The 1,435-nt window shown below is 41.5% G+C and carries 5 protein-coding genes; 2 read left to right on the top strand and 3 right to left on the bottom strand.

Features of this window, described 5'->3' with window-relative positions:
• Both JGK20_RS34275 and JGK20_RS34270 read left to right on the top strand, forming a co-directional pair.
• A partial coding sequence (locus tag JGK20_RS34275) for a DUF433 domain-containing protein (protein ID WP_293233845.1) occupies nt 1-192 on the top strand: 192 nt, incomplete at its 5' end.
• Nucleotides 189-557, top strand: a complete 369-nt coding sequence (locus tag JGK20_RS34270; protein WP_293233843.1) for a DUF5615 family PIN-like protein — start codon at nt 189-191, stop codon at nt 555-557. The genes JGK20_RS34275 and JGK20_RS34270, both read left to right, overlap by 4 nt.
• A gap of 49 nt (nt 558-606) precedes the next feature.
• On the opposite strand, the gene JGK20_RS34265 is transcribed toward JGK20_RS34270, so the two are convergent.
• From JGK20_RS34265 to JGK20_RS34255, 3 genes are all read right to left on the bottom strand, one after another.
• Complete coding sequence (locus JGK20_RS34265; protein WP_293185861.1) at nt 607-807, bottom strand: DUF2283 domain-containing protein; 201 nt, start codon at nt 805-807, stop codon at nt 607-609.
• 40 nt (nt 808-847) lie between these two features.
• Entirely contained in the window at nt 848-1,063 is a 216-nt protein-coding gene (locus JGK20_RS34260; RefSeq protein ID WP_293233841.1) for a hypothetical protein, read from the bottom strand.
• Between the two features lie 63 nt (nt 1,064-1,126).
• On the bottom strand, nt 1,127-1,351 hold the full coding sequence (locus tag JGK20_RS34255) for a hypothetical protein (RefSeq protein ID WP_293185859.1): 225 nt from the start codon (nt 1,349-1,351) through the stop codon (nt 1,127-1,129).
• Nucleotides 1,352-1,435: the final 84 nt, after the last annotated feature.

The raw sequence follows: 1,435 nt of genomic DNA, 5'->3' as shown, positions 1-1,435 counted from the left end.
ACCTGGTACAAGCGAGGATTGAATGCTGAAGAGATTTGCGATCGCATTTCTCATCTCACCCTCGCCGAAGTCTACGCCGCACTCACCTACTATCATGCCAACACCAAAGAAATTGAAACTGATTTGATTCATCAAGCAGCAGAAGCCAAGCGTCTGGAAGCTTTGTACAGCAACGTTGGTAAAGAAGTATGAGTGAGATTAAGCTTTACCTAGATGAAGACTCGCAAGATCAGTCTCTTCTACGGGCATTACGATCGCGTCAAGTCGATGTAACCACCGTCAATGAAACTCAAACAGAAGGGTTAATTGACGAAGAACAACTTCGGCTAGCTGCCACTCAAAACAGAGTCCTTTACAGTCACAATATTGGAGACTTCTGTCAGTTACATACTGAGTTTTTGATCGGAGAGGAATCTCATGCTGGCATTGCGCTGATCTCACAAGATTATTCCGTCGGGGAGCAAGTTAGAGCCATTATGGAACTAACCGCTAATAAGACAGCAGAGGAAATGGTGAACCAGTTAGAGTTTTTGGGTAAATATTTGAAAAATAGCTAAATCAAGAAAGCTGACAATATTACCGTGCCATCTCGCTAAAGCCCATCAACTAAGTTGCGATCGTTAGCATGAGCTCTTGAGGATTCAACAGTTGACGTTTGGAGGCATTGAGAAATTCGATGCTAACTGGTTCATCATTTTCGTCATAACTGACAATCACGCCTCCAGGTTCAGAGATAGCATTGGCTGGAAACGCATCACGGAAGATAAAAATTAGAATGTCTGCTTCTGCATCGTATTTAACTTTCATTAGGATTCTCCTGCCAATATCGCTTAACTTGATTAGTCCACTACAGAGTTAAGATTCGTCTGGTTTTGCCAATTTCAACAAAGGGTACTCTAAGAAGACCGTTGCCTCGTTTGATTTGAGCAACCAATACATCATCTTCCACGATAATCTGTTGAGGATTGGTGAGGGCCGCCTCAACCTCTTCCCTGGTAATTTTCAATCGCTCTTCCCATTGTAGCTGACGTTCCTGGGCGTGTTTTGTCCAAACAATTTGCATATCTCCTCATACTCCCGATTCCTCTGTAGCTTCCATTTGGAATTTTGCATTTTGCATTTTTAATTATAACGCCTTGCACTCTGCTGCCAACGGAATGCCCAACTCCGTGAGTAGTGGAAAGTTTTCATTTTCAATTTCAGCAATGTCTTCGGGAGAATCGTCCTCATTCGGGAATAATTCAGCTTCCAAAAATTCCCATATCTTGTATCTTTCAGCAACTCCCAGTGACGAAATAGCTTCCAGCAGTGATTGAAATGAGATATCTACTTTCACGGCATTCTCAGTCATCAAAACTTTCCTCCACTTTTAATTTTATATTTAGCATATTTCTTCAAAACTTTCAAATTTGAAACCTTTGTCTATAGTTTACTT

Origin of the sequence: Microcoleus sp. PH2017_05_CCC_O_A (assembly GCF_020738785.1) — a bacterium.
Classification (GTDB): Bacteria; Cyanobacteriota; Cyanobacteriia; order Cyanobacteriales; family Microcoleaceae; genus Microcoleus.
Note: the sequence above shows the minus strand (reverse complement) of the source record. Positions and strands in the feature narration are given on the sequence as shown.